Below are 25721 nucleotides of genomic sequence, written 5' to 3'. Positions count from 1 at the left end.
CTTGCCTGGAGCGGGCCCGATCAGTCGGCCAGTGCAGCCTTTTGCAGCTCGAAGATTTCGTTCATGCCTTTCTTCGCCAGCTCCAGCATAGCGTTCAGCTCTTCAGGCTGGAACGGTGCGCCTTCGGCAGTACCCTGCACTTCAATGAAGCCGCCAGTGCTGGTCATTACTACGTTCAGGTCGGTCTCGGCAGCCGAGTCTTCCAGGTAGTCGAGGTCGAGCACCGGCTCGCCCTGGTACATGCCCACCGAAACGGCCGCGATCATTTGCTTGAGCGGGTCGCCACCTTTCAGGCCGCCGCGCTTCTTGATCACTTTCAAGGCGTCGACCAGTGCAACCATGGCGCCGGTGATGGACGCGGTGCGAGTACCGCCATCAGCCTGGATCACATCGCAATCGACGTACAGGGTGACGTCGCCCAGCTTGGACATGTCCAGCGAAGCACGCAGGGAGCGACCGATCAGGCGCTGGATTTCCAACGTGCGGCCGCCTTGCTTGCCACGGCTCGCTTCACGCTGGTTACGCTCGCCGGTAGCACGCGGCAGCATGCCGTATTCGGCGGTCAACCAACCCTGGCCCTGGCCTTTGAGGAAACGCGGCACGCCGTTTTCGACGCTGACGGTGCAGATGACTTTGGTATCACCGAACTCGACCAGTACAGAACCCTCGGCGTGTTTGGTGTAGTTGCGGGTAATGCGGATCGAGCGGAGCTGATCGGCAGCGCGACCACTTGGACGTTTCATAGGGAATACCTGTACGGGGACGGAAAACTGCCGAGCATTATAGAGCCGCTGGCCACAACTGGGCACTTCTAAAAAAATCCTCCGACGACTGAAGGCTCTGATCTGCGCCTTGGACGACGCATTGCCGACGGCCTGCAGCCCTTTGTCACACCGTGTGTTTGGGCGCATCCGCCCCACTGCGCTACAATCCTGCGCCTTTGCTGCCTGTCGGCTTTTATTAATAGATATCGGGTCCGCGAAACCTCAGGGTAGCGTTGACCTGCATTGCGAGGTATCTCCATGGTGCACAGCATGACCGCCTTCGCCCGCGTCGAGAAAGCCGGCGCCCAAGGCACCCTTAGCTGGGAACTGCGCTCGGTCAACAGCCGCTACCTGGAACCCCACTTGCGTTTGCCGGAGTCCTTTCGCGACCTCGAAGGCGCGGTCCGCGAAGCCCTGCGCCAGGGAATCTCTCGGGGCAAACTCGAATGCACCCTGCGCTTCACCGAAGAAAACACCGACAAACCCCTGCAAGTTGACCGCGAGCGCGCCGCGCAATTGGTCGCTGCCGCCGAGACAATCGCTGGCCTGATCAAAAACCCGGCCGCGCTGAACCCGCTGGAAGTCCTCGCCTGGCCAGGCGTGCTGGTGGGCGATGCCACCGACCCGCAAGCGTTGAATGCCGAAGCGCTGGCGCTGTTCAACGAAGGCCTGAAAGAACTGAAGGCCGGCCGTGAGCGCGAAGGCGCGGAGCTGGCGCGGTTGATCAACGATCGCCTGACTTCGATTGAAGGCGATGTGGTGACCCTGCGTGAACTGGTCCCGCAGATGCTCGCCACCCAGCGCCAGAAAGTCCTCGACCGCTTCGCCGACATGAAAGCCGAGATGGACCCGCAGCGGCTGGAACAGGAAATGGTCATGCTCGCGCAAAAAAGCGACGTCGCCGAAGAACTGGATCGCCTGAGCACTCACATCATCGAAGTTCGCCGGGTGCTCAAGTCCGGCGGCGCGGCGGGTCGGCGCCTGGACTTCCTGATGCAGGAACTTAACCGCGAAGCCAACACACTGGGCTCCAAAGCCTTCGACCCGCGCAGCACCCAGGCTGCGGTCAACCTCAAAGTGTTGATCGAGCAGATGCGCGAACAAGTGCAGAATATTGAGTAAGGCAAACCTGAAATGACCCACAGCACCGGCACTCTCTACATCATTTCCGCGCCTTCGGGCGCCGGCAAGACCAGCCTGGTCAAGGCGCTGATCGACGCTCAGCCGCAGATTCAGGTGTCCGTTTCCCACACCACCCGCGCCATGCGTCCGGGCGAAGTGGACGGCGTGAACTACAACTTCGTCTCGCGCGAACAATTCGTGAAGATGATCGAGCACGGTGATTTCCTGGAGCGCGCCGAAGTGTTCGGCAACCTCTATGGCACGTCGCAAAGCCACTTGCAGCAGACCCTGGATGAAGGCCACGACCTGATTCTGGAAATCGACTGGCAAGGCGCCGAGCAAGTGCGCAAGTTGATGCCGCAGGCCCGTTCGATCTTCATTCTGCCGCCGAGCCAGCAAGCCTTGCGTCAGCGCCTGACCAATCGCGGCCAGGACAGCGACGAGATCATCGAAGGCCGGATGCGCGAAGCCGTCAGCGAGATGAGCCACTACGTCGACTACGACTACCTGATCATCAACGACGATTTCGCCCACGCCCTGGACGATCTGAAGGCGATTTTCCGTGCCAATCAGCTGCATCAGAAGCGTCAGCAACAGCGCAACGGCAAATTGCTGGCTGAATTGCTGGGTTGATTCGCTCTTCCCAAAACAGCTGCAAGGGCTTTACATTGGTGCTTGCAGCGCGTTGAAGGGCTTGGTCAAAAAATCAGCGCTTCCCTAAACGCTGGTGATTTTTTAAACTGTCGAGTCCGCTCGCCCAACCGGGCAGCGCGCATATTGCATTCGCTCCGAGGAATACCATGGCCCGCGTAACCGTTGAAGATTGCCTAAACCACGTGGAAAACCGCTTTGAGCTGGTCATGCTGTCTACCAAGCGTGCCCGTCAACTGGCCACCGGCGGCAAAGAGCCCCTGGTTCAGTGGGAAAACGACAAGCCTACCGTTGTAGCCTTGCGTGAAATCGCTGAAGGCCTGATGAGCTACGAGTTCATCGCCAACGCTGAAATCGTCGAAGACGAACCGCTGTTCGCAGCGTTCGAGGACGAGTCCAACGAGGCAGTCTAAGTCATGCCTGGTCGACGTAGCACGGCGCGGGGTCACAGCGAACGGCAGGAATTATCATGCCGAGCATAGACGCCCTCGCCGATCGCTTATCGACCTACCTCGGCAAGGACCAGGTCAACCTGGTCCGCCGAGCGTACTTCTACGCCGAACAAGCCCACGACGGCCAACGCCGCCGTAGCGGCGAGGCGTACGTCACGCATCCTCTTGCGGTGGCGAATATTCTTGCCGACATGCACATGGACCATCAGAGCTTGATGGCTGCAATGCTGCATGACGTGATCGAAGACACCGGTATTGCCAAGGAAGCGCTGCAAGCGCAGTTCGGTGAAACCGTGGCCGAACTGGTCGATGGGGTCAGCAAACTGACCCAGATGAACTTCGAGACCAAGGCCGAAGCCCAGGCTGAAAACTTCCAGAAAATGGCCATGGCCATGGCCCGCGACATCCGCGTGATCCTGGTCAAGCTCGCCGACCGCCTGCACAACATGCGCACGCTGGAAGTCCTGTCCGGCGAAAAACGCCGACGGATCGCCAAGGAAACCCTGGAAATCTATGCGCCCATTGCCAATCGGCTGGGCATGCACGCCATCCGCATAGAGTTCGAAGACCTCGGCTTCAAGGCCATGCACCCGATGCGTTCCGCGCGGATCAACCAGGCGGTCAAGCGCGCCCGGGGCAACCGCAAGGAAATCGTCAACAAGATCGAAGAATCCCTCAGCCATTGCCTGGCCATCGATGAAATCCAGGGCGAGGTCAGCGGTCGCCAGAAACACCTCTACGGCATTTACAAGAAAATGCGCGGCAAGCGTCGGGCCTTCAACGAGATCATGGACGTCTACGCGTTCCGGATCATCGTCGACAAGGTCGATACCTGCTACCGCGTGCTGGGTGCTGTGCATAATTTGTACAAACCGTTGCCGGGGCGCTTCAAGGATTACATCGCGATCCCGAAAGCCAACGGCTATCAGTCGCTGCACACCACGCTGTTCGGCATGCACGGGGTGCCGATCGAGATCCAGATCCGCACCCGTGAAATGGAAGAGATGGCCAACAATGGCATCGCCGCCCATTGGCTGTACAAATCCAGCGGCGACGAGCAGCCAAAAGGCACGCATGCCCGCGCGCGCCAGTGGGTCAAAGGCGTGCTGGAAATGCAGCAACGCGCCGGCAACTCGCTGGAATTCATCGAAAGCGTGAAGATCGACCTGTTCCCGGACGAGGTCTACGTGTTCACGCCCAAAGGCCGGATCATGGAGCTGCCAAAAGGCTCCACGGCGGTCGACTTCGCCTACGCGGTGCACACCGACGTGGGCAACAGCTGCATCGCCTGTCGGATCAATCGCCGTCTCGCGCCGCTGTCCGAACCGCTGCAAAGCGGCTCCACGGTCGAGATCGTCAGCGCTCCCGGCGCACGGCCGAACCCGGCGTGGCTCAATTTTGTGGTCACCGGCAAGGCGCGGACCCACATCCGCCATGCGCTGAAACTGCAACGCCGCTCCGAGTCCATCAGCCTCGGCGAACGCCTGCTGAACAAGGTCCTCAACGGTTTCGACAGCTCCCTGGAAAAGGTCCCGGGCGAGCGCGTCAAGGCGATGCTCACCGAGTACCGCCTCGAACTGATCGAAGACCTGCTCGAAGACATCGGCCTGGGTAATCGCATGGCTTATGTGGTCGCCCGCCGCCTGCTCGGCGAAGGCGAACAGCTGCCGAGCGCGGAAGGCCCGCTGGCGATTCGTGGCACTGAAGGCCTGGTGCTCAGCTACGCCAAGTGCTGCACGCCGATCCCGGGCGACCCGATTGTCGGCCACCTGTCCGCGGGCAAAGGCATGGTCGTGCACCTGGACAACTGCCGCAACATCAGCGAAATCCGCCACAACCCGGAAAAATGCATCCAGCTCTCGTGGGCCAAGGATGTCACCGGCGAATTCAACGTCGAACTGCGCGTCGAGCTGGAACACCAGCGCGGCCTGATCGCCCTGCTGGCCAGCAGCGTCAACGCGGCCGACGGCAATATCGAAAAAATCAGCATGGACGAACGCGATGGTCGCATCAGCGTGGTCCAACTGGTGGTCAGCGTGCACGACCGCGTGCACCTGGCCCGCGTGATCAAGAAACTGCGCGCTCTGACCGGGGTGATTCGCATCACCCGCATGCGTGCCTAAGCCCACTATTACAAGGAGTCATTCATGACCAAGACTGTTATCACCAGCGACAAGGCCCCGGCCGCCATCGGTACTTACTCCCAGGCGATCAAGGCTGGCAACACCGTTTACATGTCGGGTCAAATTCCTCTGGACCCAAAAACCATGGAACTGGTTGAAGGCTTCGAAGCCCAGACCGTCCAGGTGTTCGAGAACCTCAAAGCCGTGGCCGAAGCGGCCGGCGGTTCGTTCAAGGACATCGTCAAACTGAACATCTTCCTCACCGACCTGAGCCACTTCGCCAAGGTCAACGAGATCATGGGTAAATACTTTGACCAGCCTTACCCTGCACGCGCCGCCATCGGCGTAGCCGCCCTGCCAAAGGGTTCGCAGGTTGAAATGGATGCCATTCTGGTCATCGAGTAATGCGTGCGGCGCAGCCTTTCAAGGCTGTGTCGCTGGCGTACGTATAAAAGGCGTTTTGAAAGGATTCCACCATGCGCAAAGCGCTAGCTATCTCGCTGGTCGCCCTACTCTTGGGCGGTTGTGCCAGCAACCCTGCCGACCGTGATATCAGCGGCACCTGGATCAATCAGGTGGCGATTGATGCTGCCTCCAAAGGCGGCCCACTGCGCGAAGCACTCCAGGCCTATGGTCCGAACCTGGAATGGGACGTCAACACCAAGGCCAATCAGGCCCGCTACACCAATGGTTTTGAAAATGTCGAAGGCAAGCTGCTGGGCGAAGAGTCCGGCGCGTGGAAAGTCGACTTTTATGGCAGTTCCGGCAGTGAGCTGAAGCGTGATGGCAAGCAACTGAGCCAGTCCGCGACCGAGAACGAGTCGGCGCAGGTCTTCGACCGTGCACTGATCCCGGTGCCGGAGGGCGCACCGATCGGCGCCAGCTTCGAGCGTGCGTTGTATTCGGCTTATATGGGTGGCAGCTGGAAAGTCGTCAGCGGCCCGGGTGAAGGCAACACCGTGCAATTCCAGGCCGACGGTCAGGTCGCCGGTTTGCCCGGCGCGGATCGTTATGCCCTGTGCCTGGCGGGCGATTGCGCGTCGATGAGCGGCGGCAACGACAACATGTGGTTGCAACTGAACGGCCAGGGCAACACCTGGATCTTTGCGCGCAAGGGCAAGGAACTGGAGATTCTCCAGGCGGTGAACACGGCGCAGGCGGATGAAATGCCTTCGTTCACGCCGGGTGATCGCAAGTGGTTGCTCGAGAAGCAGTAACCCGGATCTGAAGCCAACAGATAACCCTGTGGGAGCGGGCTTGCCCGCGATGAGGCCATAACAGTCAGCATCCAGGCTGACTGTTACACCGCCATCGCGGGCAAGCCCGCTCCCACAGTTGTTTGTGTGAAACTGGATTTCAGCAGCGGCCTTCAAGAATCGCGGCATAGCCTTCGCGATAGCTTGGGTACTTCGGCACCCAGCCCAAGGCTTTCGCCCGTGCATTGCTGCAACGTTTGCTGCCGGTACGCCGCACGCTCGCATCTTCGGACCACTCGGTCACGCCCAGATACTCGCGCAACCAACCCACCACCTCCGCCAGCGCTGCCGGCGCATCATCAACGCCTATATAGACGTCATCCAGCGCCACACCGCGCTGATCAGCCTCAAGCAGACACGCCATCAATCCTGCCGCGTCGTCGGCATGAATGCGATTGGCATACAGCGGTGGATCGACCGCCACGCGATAACCCCGGCGAACCTGAGTCAGCAACCACTCACGGCCCGGACCGTAGATACCGGTCAACCGCACAATGCTCGCCGGGATGCCGCTGTTGAGGGCCACCTGCTCGGCTTCCAGCATCACACGCCCGGAATAGCCTGCCGCCACGGCCGGTGAAGTCTCGTCGACCCACTCGCCCTCCTGTTGCCCATACACGCTACTGCTGGACACGAACAGCAGTCGATCGGGCACCTGCCCATAGTCGGTCAGCCACTCCAGCACATGCTGCAAACCCTGCACATAAGCCGCGCGGTAACCGGCTTCATCGTGATCAGTCGCGGCTGCACAATACACCAGGTAATCCACCGCACCGACTGGCCACGTCTGCGGGCAGTCTTCATTAAACAAGTCGCCAGCAACGCCAATCACCCCTTGGGGCAGGCGTGAGACGTCACGCCGCAGGCCATGAACCTCCCACCCTAAAGCCAGCAATTGGGTGGCCAGACGACTGCCAACATCACCACAACCGGCGATCAAAACAGATGGCGCGGACATCAGAAAACTCCCGTCAGAAAGGCACAGACTAGCGCCGGCAATGGACGAGCGGCTAGCAATGGTAGAAAAAAAGAAACTCTATTACTTTTGTTAACAAGAATTACTTGCAATAATGCCCGCCACTTTTGTTCTCGGCCTCGCGAGGCCTGGAAGAGCATTTACCGATTTTCTTTCTCAGGTCCGGCCAGCATGACACGCAATCAATTCCCCGCTTCGCCAACCAAACGACCTCGCGCCTGGAGCGCGGTGGCCGCCCTGCTGCTCAGCCTGATGCTGGCGCCAACCGCCGCTTTCGCTGATGCACAAGCGCCAGCCACTCCGGCCGCCGCCACGGCGCCAGCGCCAGCCGATCACGCCGCTCCAGCCGTGACCCCGGTTGCGGCCGACCCGGCCCAGGCTGTAGACACCACCGCCGAAGACGTTCCTGAAGTCCTCGAAGCCGACAACACCCTGGGCATGGCCCACGACCTGTCGCCTTGGGGCATGTACCAGAACGCTGACATCATCGTGAAAGTCGTGATGATCGGCCTGGCCATCGCGTCGATCATCACCTGGACGATCTGGATCGCCAAGGGTTTCGAGTTGATGGGCGCCAAGCGTCGTCTGCGCACTGAAATCGTCCACCTGAAAAAAGCCACCACCCTTAAAGAAGCCAGTGCTACCGCCACCAAGGCCGGCACCCTCGCCAACCTGCTGGTGCACGACGCCCTGGAAGAAATGCGCCTGTCGACCAACAGCCGCGAGAAAGAAGGCATCAAGGAACGCGTTGCCTTCCGCCTCGAGCGCCTGGTTGCAGCCTGCGGTCGCAACATGAGCAGCGGCACCGGCGTACTCGCCACCATCGGTTCCACCGCGCCGTTCGTCGGCCTGTTCGGCACCGTATGGGGCATCATGAACAGCTTCATCGGCATCGCCAAAACCCAGACCACCAACCTCGCCGTCGTGGCCCCCGGCATCGCCGAGGCCTTGCTGGCCACTGCGTTGGGTCTGGTTGCGGCGATTCCGGCCGTGGTGATCTACAACGTCTTTGCCCGCTCCATCGCCGGTTACAAGGCGCAAGTGTCCGACGCGTCGGCAGAAGTCCTGCTGCTGGTCAGCCGCGACCTCGACCACCAGCCTGAGCGCAGCTCGCAACCGCACATGGTGAAAGTGGGGTAATCGGCCATGGGCCTGCATTTGAAAGAAGGCGCAGACGACGATCTGGCCGAGAACCACGAAATCAACGTCACGCCGTTCATCGACGTGATGCTGGTGCTGTTGATCATCTTCATGGTGGCCGCCCCGTTGGCCACCGTGGACATCAAGGTTGACCTGCCTGCCTCCAGCGCCAAACCGGCGCCACGGCCGGAGAAACCGGTGTTCCTCAGCGTTAAAGCTGACCAGCGCCTGTTCCTCGGCGAAGTCGAAGTGAAGGCCGAAGCACTCGGCGCCACATTGGACGCCAAGACCCAGGGCAAGAAAGACACGACAATCTTCTTCCAGGCCGACAAAGGCGTGGATTACGGCGACCTGATGAGCGTGATGGACAACCTGCGCTCCGCCGGTTACCTGAAGGTGGGTCTGGTCGGACTCGAGACGGCAGCCAAGAAATGATCACGACGCGCCATAAGCTGACGCGTTATAGCGGGAGCCTGGCCGTGGTGCTGGGCGTTCACGCGCTGGCCATTGCGCTGGCGATGAACTGGACCGCCCGCCCGCCGATCGAATTGCCGCCTCAGGCAATGATGGTCGAGCTGGCGCCCGTTCCAGCCCCGCCACCACCGGCACCGCCGAAGGTCATAACGCCGCCACAGCCACCTGCCCCGGTGGAAGAACTGCCGATTCCGAAACTGGCTGAAGTACCGAAAGCCGAGATCGTGGGGCCGAAACCAGTCAAGCCCAAGCCGAAGCCTCAACCGCCCAAGCCTGTGGAGAAACAGAAGCCGGAGCCGCCGAAGGAGAAGCCGTCCGAGGAAAAACCGAGCGACGCGCAACCGACCCAGGCGCCAACGGAGAAATCCGCACAACCGGCACCGGGCCCATCGCCGGCGCAGCAAGCGGCCAAGGCCAGTTGGCAAGGCACCCTGCTCGCTCATTTGGCCAAGTACAAAAAGTACCCGGCCAGTGCACAGGCGCGGGGCAAGGAAGGCATGAACCGTCTGCGCTTCGTGGTGGACGCCGAAGGTACGTGTTGTCGGACCAACTGGTGGGCGGCCCCGGCACTGCCGATCTCGACCGGGCCACCCTGGAAATGATCAAGCGCGCCCAACCGCTGCCCAAGCCACCGGCCGACATGCTGAACAACGGCTCCATCGAAATCGTTGCACCGTTTGTTTACTCGCTGGAAAAACGCCGCCGCTGAGAACCGCAGAACCACTGTAGGAGCGAGCTTGCTCGCGAATGAGGCGAACGATAACGCTTGAAGCCTGAATCCCCGGGGCGATCTCAGTTTTTTCGCGAGCAAGCTCGCTCCTACAGGGGGATGCAACAGCCAGAAAGGCACCGAAAGGTGCCTTTTGCCTATCTATCCGCGGCAAACCGGCATTGCCCGGTGTCGCCCACCACACGCACTCTGATAACGTGCGTCTATCGATTGCAGCCGGTATGCTTGGCCCGCAACTTCATGGACGCTTGCTATGACTCTTACTGAATTACGCTACATCGTTACCCTCGCCCAAGAGCAGCACTTCGGCCACGCGGCCGAGCGTTGCCACGTCAGCCAGCCGACCCTGTCGGTGGGCGTGAAAAAGCTTGAAGACGAACTCGGTGTGCTGATTTTCGAGCGCAGCAAAAGCGCCGTGCGCCTGACGCCGGTCGGCGAAGGCATTGTTGCCCAGGCACAGAAAGTCCTGGAACAGGCCCAAGGCATCCGCGAACTGGCCCAGGCTGGCAAAAACCAGCTGACCGCCCCGCTGAAAGTCGGCGCGATCTACACCGTCGGCCCGTACCTGTTCCCGCACCTGATCCCACAACTGCACCGGGTCGCCCCGCAGATGCCGTTGTACATCGAAGAAAACTTCACCCACATCCTGCGCGACAAACTGCGCAACGGTGAGCTGGACGCGATCATCATCGCCCTGCCCTTCAACGAAGCCGACGTGCTGACACTGCAGCTCTACGATGAGCCGTTCTACGTCCTGATGCCGGCCCAGCACCCGTGGACGCAAAAAGAAACCATCGACGCCGCCCTGCTCAATGACAAGAGCCTGCTGCTGCTCGGCGAAGGTCACTGCTTCCGCGATCAGGTGCTGGAGGCCTGCCCGACCCTGGCCAAAGGCAACGACGGCGCCAAGCACACCACGGTGGAATCCAGCTCCCTGGAAACCATCCGCCACATGGTCGCCTCCGGCCTCGGCATTTCGATCCTGCCGCTCTCGGCGGTGGACAGCCATCACTACGCCCCCGGCGTGATCGAAGTGCGCCCATTGTCGCCGCCGGTGCCGTTCCGCACCGTGGCCATCGCCTGGCGTGCAAGCTTCCCGCGTCCAAAAGCCATCGAGATCCTCGCTGACTCCATTCGCCTGTGCTCGGTGGCCAAGCCGCCGGTGCCAGTGGCCGCAGGTTAAGCCGCAGCCATGACCGAGTTGTCGCAAGTGTCAGTGACGGCACTCAAGGGTGTCGGCGAAGCCATGGCCGAGAAATTGGCCAAGGTCGGCCTGGAGAATCTCCAGGACGTGTTGTTTCACCTGCCGCTGCGTTATCAGGACCGCACCCGTGTGGTCCCGATCGGCCACTTGCGGCCCGGGCAAGACGCCGTGATCGAAGGCACCGTCAGCGGCGCCGACGTGGTCATGGGCCGTCGCCGCAGTCTCGTGGTACGTATTCAGGACGGCACCGGCGGGCTGAGCCTGCGCTTCTATCACTTCAGCAACGCGCAGAAAGAAGGCCTCAAACGCGGCACGCGCATTCGCTGCTACGGTGAAGCGCGGCCCGGTGCATCGGGGCTGGAGATTTACCACCCGGAGTACCGCGCGATCACTGGCGACGAGCCGCCGCCGGTGGACGAAACCCTGACCCCGGTGTATCCGCTCACCGAAGGTTTGACCCAGCAACGCTTGCGCCAACTGTGCATGCAAACCCTGACCATGCTCGGTCCCACCAGCCTGCCCGATTGGCTGCCGACCGAACTGGCCCGGGACTATCAACTGGCGCCACTGGCCGACGCGATCCGCTACCTGCATCACCCGCCCGCCGATGCCGACGTCGACGAACTCGCCCTCGGGCATCACTGGGCGCAACATCGCCTCGCCTTCGAAGAACTGCTGACGCATCAACTGTCCCAGCAGCGCCTGCGCGAGAGCATGCGTTCCCTGCGCGCGCCGGCGATGCCGAAAGCCACCAAGCTGCCGGCCAAGTACCTGGCCAATCTCGGCTTTACGCCGACTGGGGCGCAGCAACGCGTTGGCAACGAAATCGCTTACGACCTGAGTCAGCACGAGCCGATGCTGCGGCTGATTCAGGGCGATGTCGGCGCGGGTAAAACCGGGGGCGCCGCCCTCGCCGCGCTTCAAGCGCTTGAGGCCGGTTATCAGGTTGCGTTGATGGCGCCCACCGAAATCCTCGCCGAGCAGCACTTCATCACCTTCAAGCGCTGGCTCGAACCGCTGGGTATTGAAGTCGCGTGGCTGGCGGGCAAGCTCAAGGGCAAGAACCGCGTGGCCGCGCTGGAGCAAATCGCCAGCGGCGTGCCGATGGTGGTCGGCACCCACGCGCTGTTCCAGGACGAAGTGCAGTTCAAGAACCTGGCGCTGGCGATCATCGACGAACAACACCGTTTCGGTGTGCAGCAGCGGTTGGCGTTGCGGCAGAAAGGCGTCGGCGGGCGGATGTGTCCGCACCAACTGATCATGACCGCCACGCCGATTCCGCGGACGCTGGCGATGAGCGCCTACGCCGACCTCGACACTTCGATCCTCGACGAACTGCCGCCCGGTCGAACCCCGGTCAATACCGTGCTGATCACCGATACCCGGCGCGTCGAAGTCATCGAACGCGTACGCGGCGCCTGCGCCGAGGGGCGTCAGGCCTATTGGGTGTGCACGCTGATCGAAGAGTCGGAAGAGCTGACTTGCCAGGCCGCCGAAACCACTTACGAAGACCTCACCGCCGCCCTTGGCGAATTGAAGGTCGGGCTGATCCACGGCCGTATGAAGCCCGTCGAGAAAGCCGCCGTCATGGCCGAATTCAAGGCTGGCAACCTGCAACTGCTGGTCGCCACCACGGTGATCGAAGTCGGCGTCGACGTACCGAACGCCAGCCTGATGATCATCGAAAACCCCGAACGCCTCGGCCTCGCGCAACTGCACCAATTGCGTGGCCGCGTCGGTCGAGGCAGCGCCGCCAGCCATTGCGTGTTGCTCTACCATCCGCCGCTGTCACAGATCGGTCGTCAGCGGCTGGGCATCATGCGCGAAACCAACGACGGTTTTGTCATCGCCGAAAAGGACCTCGAACTGCGCGGCCCCGGCGAAATGCTCGGCACCCGCCAGACCGGCCTGCTGCAATTCAAGGTCGCCGACCTGATGCGTGACGCCGATCTGCTGCCCGCCGTGCGCGACGCTGCCCAGGCATTGCTGGAGCGCTGGCCGGATCACGTCAGCCCGTTGCTCGACCGCTGGTTGCGTCATGGGCAGCAATACGGCCAAGTGTGAGCACCGTCGCAGTTTCTGATCCATCGTCCTGAGCAAGCTGGTTATACTCCTGCCATTGTTTTAAAACGGATACAGACCATGACCGAAGTTGCCCTCGCACCCGCCATCCCGCACGCGCCGTCGGCTATTCGGCTGCTGCTGGGCAAACTGGGCATTGCCTACGAAGAAGTCCTCGACCACCACGGTCTGAACGCCGCGCGCAAAGTGCAGGCTGTTCTGGTGGACGATGCCGTAGGCACCTTGATGGTGCTGTTTCCCCAAAGCCAATTGCTCGACCTCAACCGCCTCGCCGAGCTGACGGGCCGGCGCCTCACCGCCGTGTCCAGCGAACGCCTGGTAAAAATGCTCGGCAAGCACAACCTGAGCCTGCTGCCCGGCCTGCCGGCGCTGACCAGCTCGCCGTGCCTGTACGAAGAAAGCCTGCTGCGCGAACCGAAATTGCTGATCAACTCGGGCGAGCCCGGCGTGTTGCTGGAAGTCACCAGCGAAGCGTTCAAAACCCTGCTGACCAAGGCCAGCGCCGCCAACTTCGGCGAGGCCCTGACCAGCATCCGCCCGAACCTCGACCGCCCCGACGATGACCGCCAGGAAATCACCCAGGCCGTTCAAGCGTTCACCGCGCGGCGCATCCAGCAACGCCTGGAATCGACCATCGAAATACCGCCGCTGGCCGAGACCGCGCAGAAAATCATCAAGCTGCGGGTCGACCCCAACGCCACCATCGACGACATCACCGGCGTCGTCGAAACCGACCCGGCCCTGGCCGCGCAAGTCGTGAGCTGGGCGGCGTCGCCGTACTACGCCTCGCCGGGCAAGATTCGCTCAGTGGAAGACGCCATCGTCCGGGTGCTGGGTTTCGACCTGGTGATCAACCTGGCACTGGGCCTGGCCTTGGGCAAAACCCTGAGCCTGCCCAAAGACCACCCGCAACAGACCACGCCGTACTGGCAGCAATCGATCTACACCGCCGCCGTCATCGAAGGCCTGACCCGCGCCATGCCCCGCGCCCAGCGCCCTGAAGCCGGCCTGACCTACCTCGCCGGCCTGCTGCACAACTTTGGCTACTTGCTGCTGGCCCACGTGTTCCCACCGCACTTCTCGCTGATCTGCCGCCACCTGGAGGTCAACCCGCACCTGTGCCACAGCTATGTCGAGCAGCACCTGCTGGGCATCAGCCGCGAACAGATCGGCTCATGGCTGATGCGCTACTGGGACATGCCCGAAGAACTGGCCACCGCCCTGCGCTTCCAGCACGATCCGGGCTATGACGGCGACTACGCCGAATACCCAAACCTGGTGTGCCTGGCTGTACGCCTGCTGCGTAGCCGTGGGATCGGTTCCGGTCCGGATGAAGACATCCCCGACGCCCTGCTCGAACGCGTTGGCCTGAGTCGCGACAAAGCCAACGACGTCGTCAGCAAAGTGCTGGAAGCTGAAGTGCTGCTGCGCGAGCTCGCTTCGCAATTCTCTCAGGCCTAGAAAGCTTCGCGGGCAAGCCTCGCTCCTACAGGATCGTGTTGTTCAACCCATTGGAACAACCTAAACCCTGTAGGAGCGAGGCTTGCCCGCGAAGAATCCACCTCGGTCTAACTGACAGACTGCATGGTTATGGCCTATGAGCCAACGACGACAAAAAACAAGCACGCTGCTATGATTTGACGGCAAATAGAGGGCTTTCCGATGACCCAATCAGCTGCTGTCAGTGTTGCAAGCCAGGTCCGCAAACTTGCTAAAGACCACAAGGTCACTGCTGAACGTGACGGCATGAGTCGTATGGCCGTGAGCATTACCCGTTTGGCTGGCGATGCTGTCGAGTTGGATGGTATCGAACAGTTGCTCGTCAACCTCAAGAGAAAAGGCGTGCTGAGCAAGTCTGAGATTCTGGCGCTCCAAGGACGCTACCTTCAGGAAAGGCGTTCAAAGAAACGTAGCGCATGAGTTTTGATCCGTTCGGCGACTTCGAAACTGCTGGATACCTACAAAATTCGCTGCAACTGAAAGATCCCACTGAAGTTAAAGAGTCAGAGCATCTTTCGTTCGAATTGAGTATCGAAGATGCCCTTGCCTATTTGGCCAAGAAAGAGCCCATCGATTACAAGACAGTACTCAACGTTCACGCAATCCCGTTCTCCGGCTTCTATCACTGGGCAGGGAAAGATCGGAACGAGCTTGTCCCTCACCTGGCAGTCTTCAAGGGCTCCCACGGCGATCCCCGAAGCACCGTCTTCGAGCGCCCAGACTCCATCAAAATGTCTGTCGACTATGCGCTTAAGCTAGCGGCAGACAAGAAACGCTTCAGAGACCATCCCGGCGGGGTGATGGGCCAGCTGGCCTTCGCACACCCCTTCCTGGACGGCAACGGACGCACGATTCTATTAGTCTTCATGGAGCTCTGTTATCGGGCCGGGTTCGCCATCGACTGGTCAAAGACAAACAAGGATGACTATCTTCGGGCCATGAGCGATGAGATCAGAGAGCCTCGTGAGAGACCTCTCGATCACTACCTCAACCCGTTCGTCATCGACATATCCAGTCGTGACGAGTGGCCAGAGACCATCAGTGGCATCAAAGGCCTGGATGGCCTGGACAAGGAAGGCATCACATACGAGAGCCTGAACAGCCCGGAAGTCCAGCAGATCTACAAGACATACCGGACGAAGCCACTCGACACCCGCGAGCCTCCCGAGTCGGATGGCTGAAGAGGCAAACTTGCTCTCGAAGCCTCCCCGCGGGCTACCTGAAAGGCCTCAAACCTTGGCTTTTGCCTTGGCCTTGCGCGGCTTCAAATACTTGGTCAACCCCTGGAACCAGATCACCAGCGCCGGGTTGCCCTTGATCTGGATCGACTTGTCCTGAATCCCCGTCATGAACGCCAACTGCTTGTTCTTCGCCTGCATCGTGGCAAAGCCATACGCCGCATCTTTAAAGGCAATCGCAAACGCAGGTTCGGCATACACGCCCGACTTGCTGGTGATGCGCTGATCCTTCACAAAGAAATGCCGCGCCACTTTCCCGTCCAGGGTCTGTAGCTGAAACACCAATTCCTTGTCACCCAACTGCTGCTGAAACGCAGGATTGGTCCGACTGGCCTTGCCCATCAACACACCCAGCATCCACAGCAGAAAACGAAATTTCATGCGCACAGCCTCAAGAAAAAAATGAACGGCCGGCGCAGTGTAGCGGCTTCAGGTAATAACGCCACTATCCGGTAACGTTAGAGGACGATGAAGGGGTTTTCTCGCATGATGACTGCCAAGTCACGCATCTGAAATCGGTCCATGAGGCCAAAAGCAGTCAGTAGGAGCTGGCTTGCCAGCGAAGAAGCCATCAGGTCCACATCAACGCTGGCTGTCACGCCGCCTTCGCTGGCAAGCCAGCTCCTACAAGGTTTGTGTTACGCCCGACTGCGCAGTCTTTGCAGCCAAAATGAAGAGGCGCCCATGGTGTCACGCAGTTGAGCGGAAGTGACCATGCGCTTGGCCGCATCAAAAGTCAGGGCCGTTCGTAGGGCTGGCCAGCAGTGTTTGGGTAGATTCTTTGGTGCCTGGAGTTCGCGGTCGAGATACCCATCCCGGGCCTCGGTCGAAGGCAAGCGACGGAACGGGTGCTTACCGCTCGCCAATTCATACAGCACGCACGCCACGCCGTAGACGTCGGCGCGGGCCGACAACGGTTGGCCGTCGAGCAATTCGGGCGCGGCATAGCCCGGGGTCCAGGCGTTGAATCGGCTACGGCTCAGGTGCGGCAGACCGGGCAGGACTCCCGCTTCTGCCTGGCCCAGACCGAAGTCGAACAGGCGCACACCTTCTTCGCTGAGCATCACGTTGCTCGGCTTTATGTCGCCATGCAGCACGCCGCGACTGTGGGTGTAGGCTAGCGCGTCGAGCAGCGGCAGCGCGATGTCGCGCAGCTCTTTCCACGGCAGGCCCAGAGGCCGCTCGCAAAGCAGTTTGTCCAGGGTCAGCCCACGCATGAGCTCCATGGTGATGAAGGCGCGCTGGCAGTCGGTGTCCACTTCAAAGGTGTGCAAACGCAGCACGTTGTTGTGGCGCAGTCGTCGGGTCAGGGCAAACTCACTGAAGAGCAAGGCGCTGGCGTCCGGCGATTCGGCAAACTCTTCGCTGAGGATTTTCAGCGCGATGTAAGGGGCGGGATCGCCGAATTGCTCGCCCAGCAGGTCCCGTGCGCGGTAAACCGTGCCCATGCCGCCGGCACCGAGCAGACGCTCGATACGGTAACGGCCTGCCAGCACATCCGGCATTTCGCCGACACTGACACGAGTCGGCACCAGCGCTGGCTCAGCCTGGTGCGACTTGGCGAACGCAAAGTAAGTCAGGTTATTGGCTTGCTCTGCGCTCACCAGCAAGTCGTTGAGCAGCGGTATGGGTTGAGTCATTTTCGAATCACGACGGCAGTCAGGTTGTCCCGTGCCGAACCACGCAAAGCGCTATCGAACAGACGCTCCAGCGCAATATGTGGCGCGATCAGGCTCAGGGCATTGCCCAGGGCATCGCTGCTCAGCCCGTTGTACAAACCATCGCTGCACAACAGAAACGCATCGCCTTGGTACACCTCCAGTTCGAGTACATCCAGAGTCAATTGCTCGGCAGCCCCGATCGCACGGGTCAAAGCATGGGCAGAAGGATGCGCCTTGGCTTGCTCGACGCTCATCTGTTGCTCATCGATCAGCAACTGTTGCAGCGAGTGGTCCCTGGACAGCTGATACAAACGCTGACCGCGCCACAGGTAGCAGCGGCTGTCTCCGGCCCAGATGCAGGCCGCGCGCTGGCCTTCCACCAGCAGCACCACCACGGTACTGCCCATGATGCTGTCGTGGCGCCCGGCCGTGACGGTCAACTCCTGGCCCAAGCGGCGGTTGAGCCAGTGCAGGCACTGGCGCACGCCTTTGAGTCGTTCGTCGAAGTCATCCTGCACTGGCAATTCCGCCAGGCTGGCGACGATCAACTGGCTGGCGATGTCGCCGCTCTGATGACCGCCCATGCCGTCCGCGACCACCCACAGCCCCTGCTGTGGACAGTCGAGAAAAGCATCTTCGTTGCGCGCCCGAACCTTGCCGGCGTCGGTGCGCGCAGCGCTGCGCCAGGGACTGGCAATCGGCATCAGAGCTGCACCGGCATACGGAAGGTACGCAGCACGCCCATGTCGAACGGGTTCGGTGTGCGCTGGCTCGACAGCAGGTAGTTGGCGCGCAGGCCTCCCAGGTCAGCTTTCAATACCAGCACATCGCGACCGCTCAGGTACTCGGTCTGCATCAGGTCGAACAGACGGAACAGCGACCATGGGCCGGTGTTTTTCTCGATTCCAATCGGGCGACCGACCATTTTGTCGAGGACCAGGCTGGTGCGCCCCTCTTCAGCGTCAGTCGGCCATTTGAACGACACCGGCACGATCGGGCCATGGCGGTATTCGATGGTCTTGTCGCCAAACTTGAACTCGGAACGGCTGACTGCCGGGTCGAGGGTGTACGGCTCCAGTTTGAACTGCACGTGTGGCTCGGCCGGGTTGATCGAGAAGAAGCTCTGGCGGATCACTTGTGCGGCGGCCATCTGGTCGAGGTAAACCTTGGAGATCGGCAGGCTGTGGCCGTCAATGCTGCGCAGTCGGTAGTTGCCTGGATCGCCACTCACAAACGGACGCATGTAGTTCTCGAAGAAGCGATCGGCGATGCCCTGAGCCTTGAAGAACTCGCGGAAGTCGCTGATCGCCACGTCGCTGGTGCTGTGGGCACTGAACGGATAGCGCTTGTTGATTGCCTTGCCGTAGAAGCTGTACAGCTCGCGCTGATAACGCTGGTTCAGGTACTGGTAGGAATCGTTGAGCACCAGGCGCCAGGTGTCTTCGGCCAGTACGTTGAACCACACGCTGAGGGGGCGCGGCAGCCGACTCGAGGCATTGCGCAAGTTGCTCAGCGCATCACGCTGGCCGCTCATGCGGGTCTTGGCCATTTCATACGCGGCGTGTTCCGGAGCGCTGGCGCGGGCCAGGCTCGCCAGTTGCATTTGCAGGTCGTTGAGTGCCGTCAGTGCCGGAATCAAATCGGCGGTTGGGCCGTTGTTTTTATCCAGCATACGGTGCAGCGGTTCGAAGCGACGTTGCAGGGATTTCTTCGCGGTGTCCGGCAGGCTCATCGCCATGTCCGATGCTTTATCAGCGACTGCCGCAGTCAGCTTTCCGAGCTTGCCGACCTTCTCTCCAAGTTTTCCAGCAGCCGCGGCTGCGTCATCTGCACTGTCCGCGATCACCGGGAAGCGCGTGTTCTTGCGCACTTCCACCAGCAATTGCAGCACCGGGGAATGGGCCGAAGTCAGGCCCGCCAGTTGCTCGGCGCCTTCGCCGGCATCGTTGACAGGTTGCAGGGCAACCTGACCGACCGCTTCACTCCAGAAGTTGGCGTAATCACGGAAGTACAGTTGCTCCAGCTCCACCATCAGCCGACGCAAGTCCATGTCACTGATACCCGCCCCTTCGCCCAGCACCCAATTGTCACGCAGGATATCGGTGATCAGCGCCGAGCCCTGGACCGAGAAATACTGCTGATAACCCTGCTGGGTGTAGAACCCGGGGATCACGTAATCGGTGCCGACAAACAATCCACCCTGTGGACCCAAGTGTTGGTTGAAGCGGTATTCCGGCAGATGGCGGGCCTGCTCGCGCAGCATCCGGTAAACCACGTTAGCCAGCGACTCGCTGCGCAAGACCTGACGCGCCTGGGCCACCAGTTGATCGTTCAGCGGGTAGGTAAACGGGTGCTTCAGCAAGCGCTCGAAGTGCATGTTCAAACCGTTTTGCACCACGGTGTTTCCGGCGTAACGCAGGGACCAGTCAGTGGCGACCCAATCCTTGAGCCACGCAGCATCGCGACGCTCTTTCATGTTCAGCATCAGGTACGCGCGCAGGCTGTTGAGCAGGCGTTCGCGGTCCTTCATGTTGACGCGGATCTGCCCTTCCAGAAGCGTCGCGACCCGTGGCAGCAGTTGCACTTCAAGCTCACGCTCGTAGGCAGCCTTGACCACCGGGTTGGCCTTTTCGCCCTGGTACAGACCGCCACGCTCGTGATAGGACACATCGCCTTTTTTCGGGAGGACCTGAGTTGCGGCGTAGAGGGTATCGAGGGGCTTGAGTACCGACATGGAATCATCGCGAGCAGTCAGGGCTGAGCGCTGTTGAGTCCAGGCTTGTGCAAGGTTGCGCAGGTTTTCCAGGCGTTCGTAGCTGGCGGAGTAGCCGCTCGCCCATAACAGACCGAACAGGCCCAACGCCGCCAATGCACCGACGTACAACGCACGTTGCCCCCAATGAATGCGCCGACGTTCACGCTTATCGAGTCCGGCCAGATCGGCTTCGGGGAAAACCACCCGGCTGAGTAAATGGTGAATGAACCGCGAACGGCCACTGCGCAGAGTTGGCAGCACACCGGCGTCAATGCCCAGACTGGCGCCGACGCCGGCGGTGGTCTGGTCCAACTGTTCGATCAGGTACGGCGCGCTGGTCAGGTAGAAACCACGCAACTGGCTGGCACGCTGATAACGGTTGCCGGTGAAAGCCATGTCGACAAACAGGCACAAGCGCTCGCCGATCAGCCCCAATTGATGCGGTAAATCGAGTATGCGACCACGGCGCTGGGTGTCCCGCTCCTGATGCATGCGCATGATGACCTGGCTGTTCAGGCGACGCAGCAGTGCCTCGAACTCGACGCGCAGGATGGCGACGTCGGTGCCGCTCTGCTCATTGCGAAAGCTCGTACCCAGTACCTGATCGCTTTCTTCGCGGGTCAGTTGATCGAAGAACTCGTCGAAACCGAGCAGTTGATCAGCCTTGCTCAACACCAGATAAATCGGCAAATCGACGTGTAGTTTCTGATGTACTTCTTGCAGGCGAGCCCGCACTTGGCTAGCCCGCGTGGCGCCCCCCCGCCCGGCGGGCTCCTGCAATATTTCCACCGGAATAACCACCAACACCCCGTTCAACGGGCGGTTGCGACGACGCTTGCGCAGCAGCTCAAGCAAGCTGAACCAGGCGTTGCCGTCGACTTCGGCATCCGGCTGGGTGAAGTAACGGCCGGCGGTGTCGATCAGCACGCCGTGGTCGGCGAAGTACCAGTCGCAATGACGAGTACCGAGGGTGTCGCGGGTCAGTTTGCGCTCGATCTTGTTAATCGGAAATTCAAGGCCCGAAAAGTCCAGCAGGCTGGTCTTGCCACTGCCCTGCGGGCCGATCAGCAAGTACCACGGCAAATCATCGCGCCAGTGTTCACTGCGGCCGCGATACAGGCTTGAGGTCTTCAGCGTTTTCAACGCATCCTTGAAACGTACGCGAAGCACTTTTTGCTCTTCGTCGATCTGCCCCTCACTACGGATACGATCCTGGCCATCTTCGGTGTCTTCGAAGGCTTTCTTACGTACGCCAGCACGCCAGCTGACGAAGACCATGGTCAGGCCCCAGATCAGAAACAGCACGCTAATGGTCAACAAGCGGGAGGTCGAACCTTCCCAGAATCTGTAGTCATCGACCGCCAGCAGCGGCCCGACGGACCACACCAGCAGCGCTACGAACAGCACCAACAGCAAGGTCCAGACCCAGGCCTGACGCAAGAATGCGCCGACTTTCTTGAAAAACTTTTTCATCACACATCCCTGTTTACGGCAGCGGCTGAACCGCCGCCGGATCAAGCAGCTGATAAGGTTGCAGCACAGTTTCGCGTTGCTCGCCCAGTACCCAGGCGAATCCCGAATACATCACCATCAGGCAGGCCACGGTGAACAGCACCACCATCCACGCCGGCACGATGCGCACCAGGCTGCGGCGCCGATCGTTCAAGCCTTGCCAATGCGGCGACAGTTCGCGAGGAACATCACCACGCAATTGACGAATCTGGCGATACAAGGCGTCGCGCAGGCCTTCGAGCTCGAGCATGCCGCGCGCTTGCACGCGGTACTTGCCCTCGAAGCCCAGGGACAGGCACAGGTACATAAGCTCCAGCATCGGCAAGTGCTTGACCGGGTTTTTCGACAGGCGATCCAGCAGCTGGAAAAACTTCTCGCCGCCGAAAGTTTCGTTGTGGAAGCTGCTGAGCAGGCTCATCTGCGACCATTCGCTTTCATTGCCCCATGGCGTGGTCACGACCGCTTCGTCGACCACGGTGCAGAGCACGTAACGAGCGGTAATCACCTGACTGTTTTCGGCACCGTTGTGCAACGCATGCACGTCAAACAGTTTCAGCGCGGCGACCAGTCGTTCTTTGAGCGCGTACACATCTTCACGAGTGTCGCCGCGCTTGAGGCGCACCACTTCGGAAAACAGCTCGGACCCGGCGGCCACCAGCGGGTTGAGGCTAATATTGAAGGTTTCTGCCTGACCCAAACGTGCGGTGTAGATCATCCGCTCTGCCAGCGCTTCGAAACGTGGCGGTGACGCGAAATCTGTCAGCGGACGTTGCGCCGGGCCATGGCCCTGATGGTCGAGCAGGACAGTTTTGTCGTCCTGGTCATGTTCCCTGTCCTTGATCATGTCGGTCAGTTCCTGATGGCCCAGAATTTCAGTTCAAGCTCGGCAAATTCTCCGGACACGTGGAACGCGAAGCCGCCGGAGCGCTCGAGTTGCGCCAGGTCTTCTGCACTGAGTTCGAGAATGAAATAAGTTTTGTTGGAGTGGAACGCGATCTGCCGTGGGGCCACCGGCAAGGGTTTGACCCTGAAGCCAGGCAGATGCAGGTTGACCAGTTGGCGAATGTGCTCCACCGGGCCCACCTTGAGATGGGCCGGCAAGCGATGGCGTAGTTCTTCGGAGTCGCAATTGGCACTGGCTGCCAGCACGAACGACGCCGACCCGAGCAGTTTGTGATCGAGCAACGGCGAGACGATGATTCCGTACTGACGCGCTTGCAGCACCAGTTCAATGGCGTGCTGTTCGAGCACCATCGACAGCACCTGACGGATCGCTTCCATCAGTTTGCGGAAGCTCGCGCCCTGGTCGCTGTGCTGGTAACGGCTATCCAGACGTGGGCGTTTGCTGTCGCTGGAGAACGTCGCCAGATCGCCGAGCATGGTCAGCAGCGTGCGGTACAACGCTTCCGGGTGAATCTGTTCCAGGCCAAGGTAGTGACGCAGCAATAGCTCGGTGCGGTTAATCAGTTGCAGCATCATGAAATCGCCGACCTCCGCCCCGCCGACCTTGCCGTTGGAGCGAATCCGCTCGGCGATCGTGTCGCCACGATGGCCAAGCATGCTGATGACCTCTTTGAGGCACGACAACAGATAGCTCGACGAATGCGCCTGTATAAAGGTCGGCACGAAATCCGCGTCGAGGCTGATCACGCCGTCGGGCGTGGTGTCGAGCACTTCGCAGATTTTCAACTTCACGTAAGCCTGATCGCTCTGCTGCTCGCCGAGCAACAAGCGGAAATCAGGTCGGGCGCAACTGACCTGGCTGGCGGAGTCGTCACCGGCATTGGAGTCGGCCACTTGTGTTTCGTACGCGGTGTAGCGCGCCAACACGTCGGATTGCTCTGGACGACGCGACTCGATGTGGTTGCCGGTGACCAGCGGCAGCGCCAGGTAGATGGGCATGTTGCCAGTGTTCGGCGGCACATCCAGCGCCAACGGCTCGGTACTGCCACTGAGTTCGAACAGGCTGCCGTCCGGCAGAATCCCCGAGGCCTGGCTGATCACCAGTTTGCCCATGTTGAGGAACTGCAAGTCGATCTCCAGGTTCAGGAAACCCCAGGTGTAGCTGCCCAGCAACTGAGTGCGGGTCTTCATCTGGTGGTCGTAGTAACGATCGTTGTGCTGCAAGTGCTGCGGACGCAGGAGCATGCCTTCCTGCCAAATGACTTTATGGGTGTTCATGATCAGTCATCCGCCTTGGCGAGCGCTTCGTTGCTGTTGCGTATACCGGCCTGGTCGAGGGTCAGATCAGCCTCGGTGACATCCACTGGAGTGACTTGCACCGTGTAGCGCCATTTGGTTTCCGGCAAGTCACGATAGGCTGCAAGGACGCCCACGTAACGGCTACCCTCCTGCACACTGAGCTTGAGTTCGACGGTTTCACCCGGGCGTAATTCGACTTCTTCGCTGGCCAGCAAGTCCGGGGCCAGGGATTCCTTGGCGCGCTCGTACAGGCTGAAGAAGTCTGCGTTCTCGAAAGCCACCGGGTGCTTGAGTTCGAACAGGCGCACGACGATGGGTGATGGACGACCGTTGAGGTCCGGGTTCAGCTGATCGCTGGCGGTGAGCTTCAGGTTGAGTTTGGTGACGTGAGAATACGGTGACAGCGACGAGCAGCCAGCCAGCAGCACCAAGGCCATGAGCGCAGCCAGTGTTTTGAAAAAAACGGTCGAGCAGCGAGACATGCGCATCATCCTTGGTGGTCGGAGTGAAGAGTGGAAATCAGGCGGATCTGTTCTTCGTAGGCCTGGGCGAAGTCACGAGCCAGCAGGCGTTCGCTCCAGTCATCGTCCTGACGCAGGGCCTGGTGATAGCGGCCGTAAGCTCTCCAACGGCTGCCGGACGTGGCGAGCAACGGCTTGTTGTCGCGCTCGAAACGCAGGGTCAATTGTTGAGGCGAGAAGTGCTCCAGCGTGCTGCGCACAGCGGCGCGAGTAGCGGTGAGCAAAGCCACCTGGTGCGCCTGCAAATCGCGGAACGCCCGGGAGATTGCCTGCTCGGCCGGTAACTGGCCGGGCCTCTTCGGTTGCAACAAAATGCCCAACGCTTCATCGACATCAACGGCGAATTTCAGCGGGTTTTTGTGGGTGCCTTGCACAGTGGTCTGGGCCAGCCGCAGTTCATTTTTCAGTTCGCTACGGGTGCGCAGGCTCTGCTGCAAACCGCCGACGCTCTGTTTGAGCAGACGTGCAGCATCCAGTGCCAAGGCTTCGCGGGCGTCGTGGTCGAGGCCATTGAGGTCCACGCCCAACGCGGCGCCGAAATGCTCCCAGAAACCTTCGCTCTGACGCTCGACTGCCTTCAGTCCCAGGGCTGGTGCTGGTTCGACCGGGGCGTCGATCAGCTCCGGGACCATCAGGCTTTCCATGTCGATACGCGCGTAGTCAGCGCGTTGCTCCGGCTCCTGACGGGGTGCGTTGAGCGCGGTCAGCTCATCGATTTCCGAGTACCCGTGCTCTTGCTCGTCGAGGGCGTTCAGCGGGTCGAGGTCAAGGAACGCATTGTCCGGAATGGTGCTGCCCGCGATTTGCGGCCGGCCGGCTTCGACGTCGAAGGTCGCCGGGGCGCGCACCAGCCGTGCGCGGATCTCGAAATCACCCAGCACATAGACGCTGCCGTGCTCGAGGCGCATCGCTTCGCCCCTGCGCAGGCGCGCGCCGCTTTCGCTGTCTTGAATACCGTTGCTGCTGGTATCGGTCAGGAAAAACGCGTCTTTGCAGTAGCTGATCAATGCGTGGTGGTTGGACAGGTGACGCTTGCGATCCGGAATGATCCAGTCGCAATCCTTGCCCCGGCAAATCACACCGCCGGCCTGATTGAAGGTCTTCTGGCACAAGTCCGTGGGCACGAACTGCTTGGTGTTGAGCATTTCGAAAACCAATTCCATGGTGATACTCCTTGCGGTCACTTGCCGCGATTGACCGCCTGCGGATCACCCAAGGGGCGATAGGTGTCGTCGTTGAATTTGTAATTGCCGCTGCAGCCGCCGAGGCCGCATAGAACGACGAGGGTCAGCAGGACGGCTTGCCAGTGACGAACAGACATCAGAGGGTCTCCAGGGGTAGACAATGCACAATGCACC

Annotated in this window: 24 protein-coding genes and 1 pseudogene; 14 read left to right on the top strand and 11 right to left on the bottom strand. The window is 60.7% G+C overall.

Translation table 11 applies throughout. The annotated features are described in order from the left end of the window. Nucleotides 1–20 precede the first annotated feature (20 nt). Nucleotides 21–743 carry a ribonuclease PH gene (rph, locus tag AEQ67_RS10920; protein WP_059403877.1) on the bottom strand — a complete coding sequence of 241 codons (723 nt, stop codon included), beginning with the start codon at nt 741–743 and terminating at the stop codon, nt 21–23. 279 nt (nt 744–1022) lie between these two features. Between rph and AEQ67_RS10915 the strand changes: the two genes are divergently transcribed. From AEQ67_RS10915 to AEQ67_RS10890, 6 genes are all read left to right on the top strand, one after another. Beyond that, a complete protein-coding gene (locus AEQ67_RS10915) occupies nt 1023–1886 on the top strand; it encodes a YicC/YloC family endoribonuclease (protein ID WP_059403876.1) in 864 nt (287 codons plus the stop codon). A 12-nt stretch (nt 1887–1898) separates the two neighbouring features. Next, nucleotides 1899–2519 carry a guanylate kinase gene (gene gmk, locus AEQ67_RS10910; protein ID WP_059403875.1) on the top strand — a complete coding sequence of 207 codons (621 nt, stop codon included), beginning with the start codon at nt 1899–1901 and terminating at the stop codon, nt 2517–2519. A gap of 167 nt (nt 2520–2686) precedes the next feature. Further along, a complete protein-coding gene (gene rpoZ / locus AEQ67_RS10905; RefSeq protein WP_007894670.1) occupies nt 2687–2950 on the top strand; it encodes a DNA-directed RNA polymerase subunit omega in 264 nt (87 codons plus the stop codon). Nucleotides 2951–3006: 56 nt separating this feature from the next. Continuing rightward, nucleotides 3007–5112 (top strand): bifunctional GTP diphosphokinase/guanosine-3',5'-bis pyrophosphate 3'-pyrophosphohydrolase, encoded by a 2106-nt coding sequence (spoT, locus tag AEQ67_RS10900; protein ID WP_059403874.1) that lies wholly within the window; start codon nt 3007–3009, stop codon nt 5110–5112. Nucleotides 5113–5136: 24 nt separating this feature from the next. Next, nucleotides 5137–5517 (top strand): RidA family protein, encoded by a 381-nt coding sequence (locus AEQ67_RS10895; protein WP_003229509.1) that lies wholly within the window; start codon nt 5137–5139, stop codon nt 5515–5517. A gap of 71 nt (nt 5518–5588) precedes the next feature. Next, complete coding sequence (locus AEQ67_RS10890) at nt 5589–6329, top strand: hypothetical protein (protein WP_059403873.1); 741 nt, start codon at nt 5589–5591, stop codon at nt 6327–6329. 139 nt (nt 6330–6468) lie between these two features. Here the strand turns inward: AEQ67_RS10890 and AEQ67_RS10885 are convergent, their stop codons facing one another. Beyond that, entirely contained in the window at nt 6469–7326 is an 858-nt protein-coding gene (locus tag AEQ67_RS10885; protein WP_059403872.1) for an SDR family oxidoreductase, read from the bottom strand. Nucleotides 7327–7515: 189 nt separating this feature from the next. On the opposite strand from AEQ67_RS10885, the gene exbB reads away from it, so the two are divergent. The 8 genes and pseudogenes from exbB (at nt 7516) to AEQ67_RS10845 (ending at nt 15655) form a co-directional block, all read left to right on the top strand. Continuing rightward, complete coding sequence (gene exbB / locus AEQ67_RS10880) at nt 7516–8484, top strand: tonB-system energizer ExbB (protein ID WP_059403871.1); 969 nt, start codon at nt 7516–7518, stop codon at nt 8482–8484. 6 nt (nt 8485–8490) lie between these two features. Beyond that, nucleotides 8491–8919 (top strand): TonB system transport protein ExbD, encoded by a 429-nt coding sequence (gene exbD, locus AEQ67_RS10875; protein ID WP_059403870.1) that lies wholly within the window; start codon nt 8491–8493, stop codon nt 8917–8919. Continuing rightward, nucleotides 8916–9667: pseudogene (locus AEQ67_RS10870) on the top strand (TonB family protein). The gene exbD and the pseudogene AEQ67_RS10870 overlap by 4 nt, the downstream one beginning before the upstream one ends. 274 nt (nt 9668–9941) lie before the next feature. After that, nucleotides 9942–10871: a hydrogen peroxide-inducible genes activator gene (locus AEQ67_RS10865; RefSeq protein WP_059403869.1), complete on the top strand. Its 930-nt coding sequence runs from the start codon at nt 9942–9944 to the stop codon at nt 10869–10871. A gap of 9 nt (nt 10872–10880) precedes the next feature. Beyond that, nucleotides 10881–12956: an ATP-dependent DNA helicase RecG gene (gene recG, locus AEQ67_RS10860; protein ID WP_059403868.1), complete on the top strand. Its 2076-nt coding sequence runs from the start codon at nt 10881–10883 to the stop codon at nt 12954–12956. Nucleotides 12957–13034: 78 nt separating this feature from the next. Further along, nucleotides 13035–14435: an aminoacyl-tRNA deacylase and HDOD domain-containing protein gene (locus AEQ67_RS10855; protein ID WP_059403867.1), complete on the top strand. Its 1401-nt coding sequence runs from the start codon at nt 13035–13037 to the stop codon at nt 14433–14435. 201 nt (nt 14436–14636) lie between these two features. Then, nucleotides 14637–14894, top strand: a complete 258-nt coding sequence (locus AEQ67_RS10850; RefSeq protein ID WP_059403866.1) for a hypothetical protein — start codon at nt 14637–14639, stop codon at nt 14892–14894. Beyond that, entirely contained in the window at nt 14891–15655 is a 765-nt protein-coding gene (locus AEQ67_RS10845) for a Fic/DOC family protein (RefSeq protein ID WP_059403865.1), read from the top strand. Before AEQ67_RS10850 ends, AEQ67_RS10845 begins: the two co-directional genes overlap by 4 nt. Nucleotides 15656–15703: 48 nt before the next feature. Here the strand turns inward: AEQ67_RS10845 and AEQ67_RS10840 are convergent, their stop codons facing one another. The 9 genes from AEQ67_RS10840 to AEQ67_RS10800 form a co-directional block, all read right to left on the bottom strand. Then, entirely contained in the window at nt 15704–16093 is a 390-nt protein-coding gene (locus AEQ67_RS10840) for a hypothetical protein (RefSeq protein WP_059403864.1), read from the bottom strand. A gap of 257 nt (nt 16094–16350) precedes the next feature. Continuing rightward, entirely contained in the window at nt 16351–17352 is a 1002-nt protein-coding gene (locus tag AEQ67_RS10835; RefSeq protein WP_059403863.1) for a serine/threonine-protein kinase, read from the bottom strand. Continuing rightward, the gene (locus AEQ67_RS10830) at nt 17349–18077 is read right to left on the bottom strand and encodes a PP2C family protein-serine/threonine phosphatase (protein ID WP_059403862.1); all 729 of its coding nucleotides are present in this window, start codon (nt 18075–18077) and stop codon (nt 17349–17351) included. Before AEQ67_RS10830 ends, AEQ67_RS10835 begins: the two co-directional genes overlap by 4 nt. Further along, a complete protein-coding gene (gene tssM / locus AEQ67_RS10825; protein WP_059403861.1) occupies nt 18077–21601 on the bottom strand; it encodes a type VI secretion system membrane subunit TssM in 3525 nt (1174 codons plus the stop codon). Before tssM ends, AEQ67_RS10830 begins: the two co-directional genes overlap by 1 nt. 13 nt (nt 21602–21614) lie before the next feature. After that, nucleotides 21615–22484, bottom strand: a complete 870-nt coding sequence (icmH, locus tag AEQ67_RS10820) for a type IVB secretion system protein IcmH/DotU (RefSeq protein ID WP_059403860.1) — start codon at nt 22482–22484, stop codon at nt 21615–21617. Nucleotides 22485–22489: 5 nt separating this feature from the next. Then, nucleotides 22490–23821: a type VI secretion system baseplate subunit TssK gene (tssK, locus tag AEQ67_RS10815; protein WP_059403859.1), complete on the bottom strand. Its 1332-nt coding sequence runs from the start codon at nt 23819–23821 to the stop codon at nt 22490–22492. Nucleotides 23822–23823: 2 nt separating this feature from the next. Continuing rightward, nucleotides 23824–24324 carry a type VI secretion system lipoprotein TssJ gene (gene tssJ, locus AEQ67_RS10810; protein WP_059403858.1) on the bottom strand — a complete coding sequence of 167 codons (501 nt, stop codon included), beginning with the start codon at nt 24322–24324 and terminating at the stop codon, nt 23824–23826. A gap of 5 nt (nt 24325–24329) precedes the next feature. Further along, complete coding sequence (gene tagH / locus AEQ67_RS10805; protein WP_059403857.1) at nt 24330–25526, bottom strand: type VI secretion system-associated FHA domain protein TagH; 1197 nt, start codon at nt 25524–25526, stop codon at nt 24330–24332. Nucleotides 25527–25543: 17 nt separating this feature from the next. Continuing rightward, on the bottom strand, nt 25544–25684 hold the full coding sequence (locus AEQ67_RS10800; protein ID WP_059403856.1) for a hypothetical protein: 141 nt from the start codon (nt 25682–25684) through the stop codon (nt 25544–25546). Nucleotides 25685–25721 lie beyond the last annotated feature (37 nt).

This window comes from Pseudomonas sp. RIT-PI-q (genome assembly GCF_001297125.1).
Classification (GTDB): domain Bacteria; phylum Pseudomonadota; class Gammaproteobacteria; order Pseudomonadales; family Pseudomonadaceae; genus Aquipseudomonas.
Note: the sequence above shows the minus strand (reverse complement) of the source record. Positions and strands in the feature narration are given on the sequence as shown.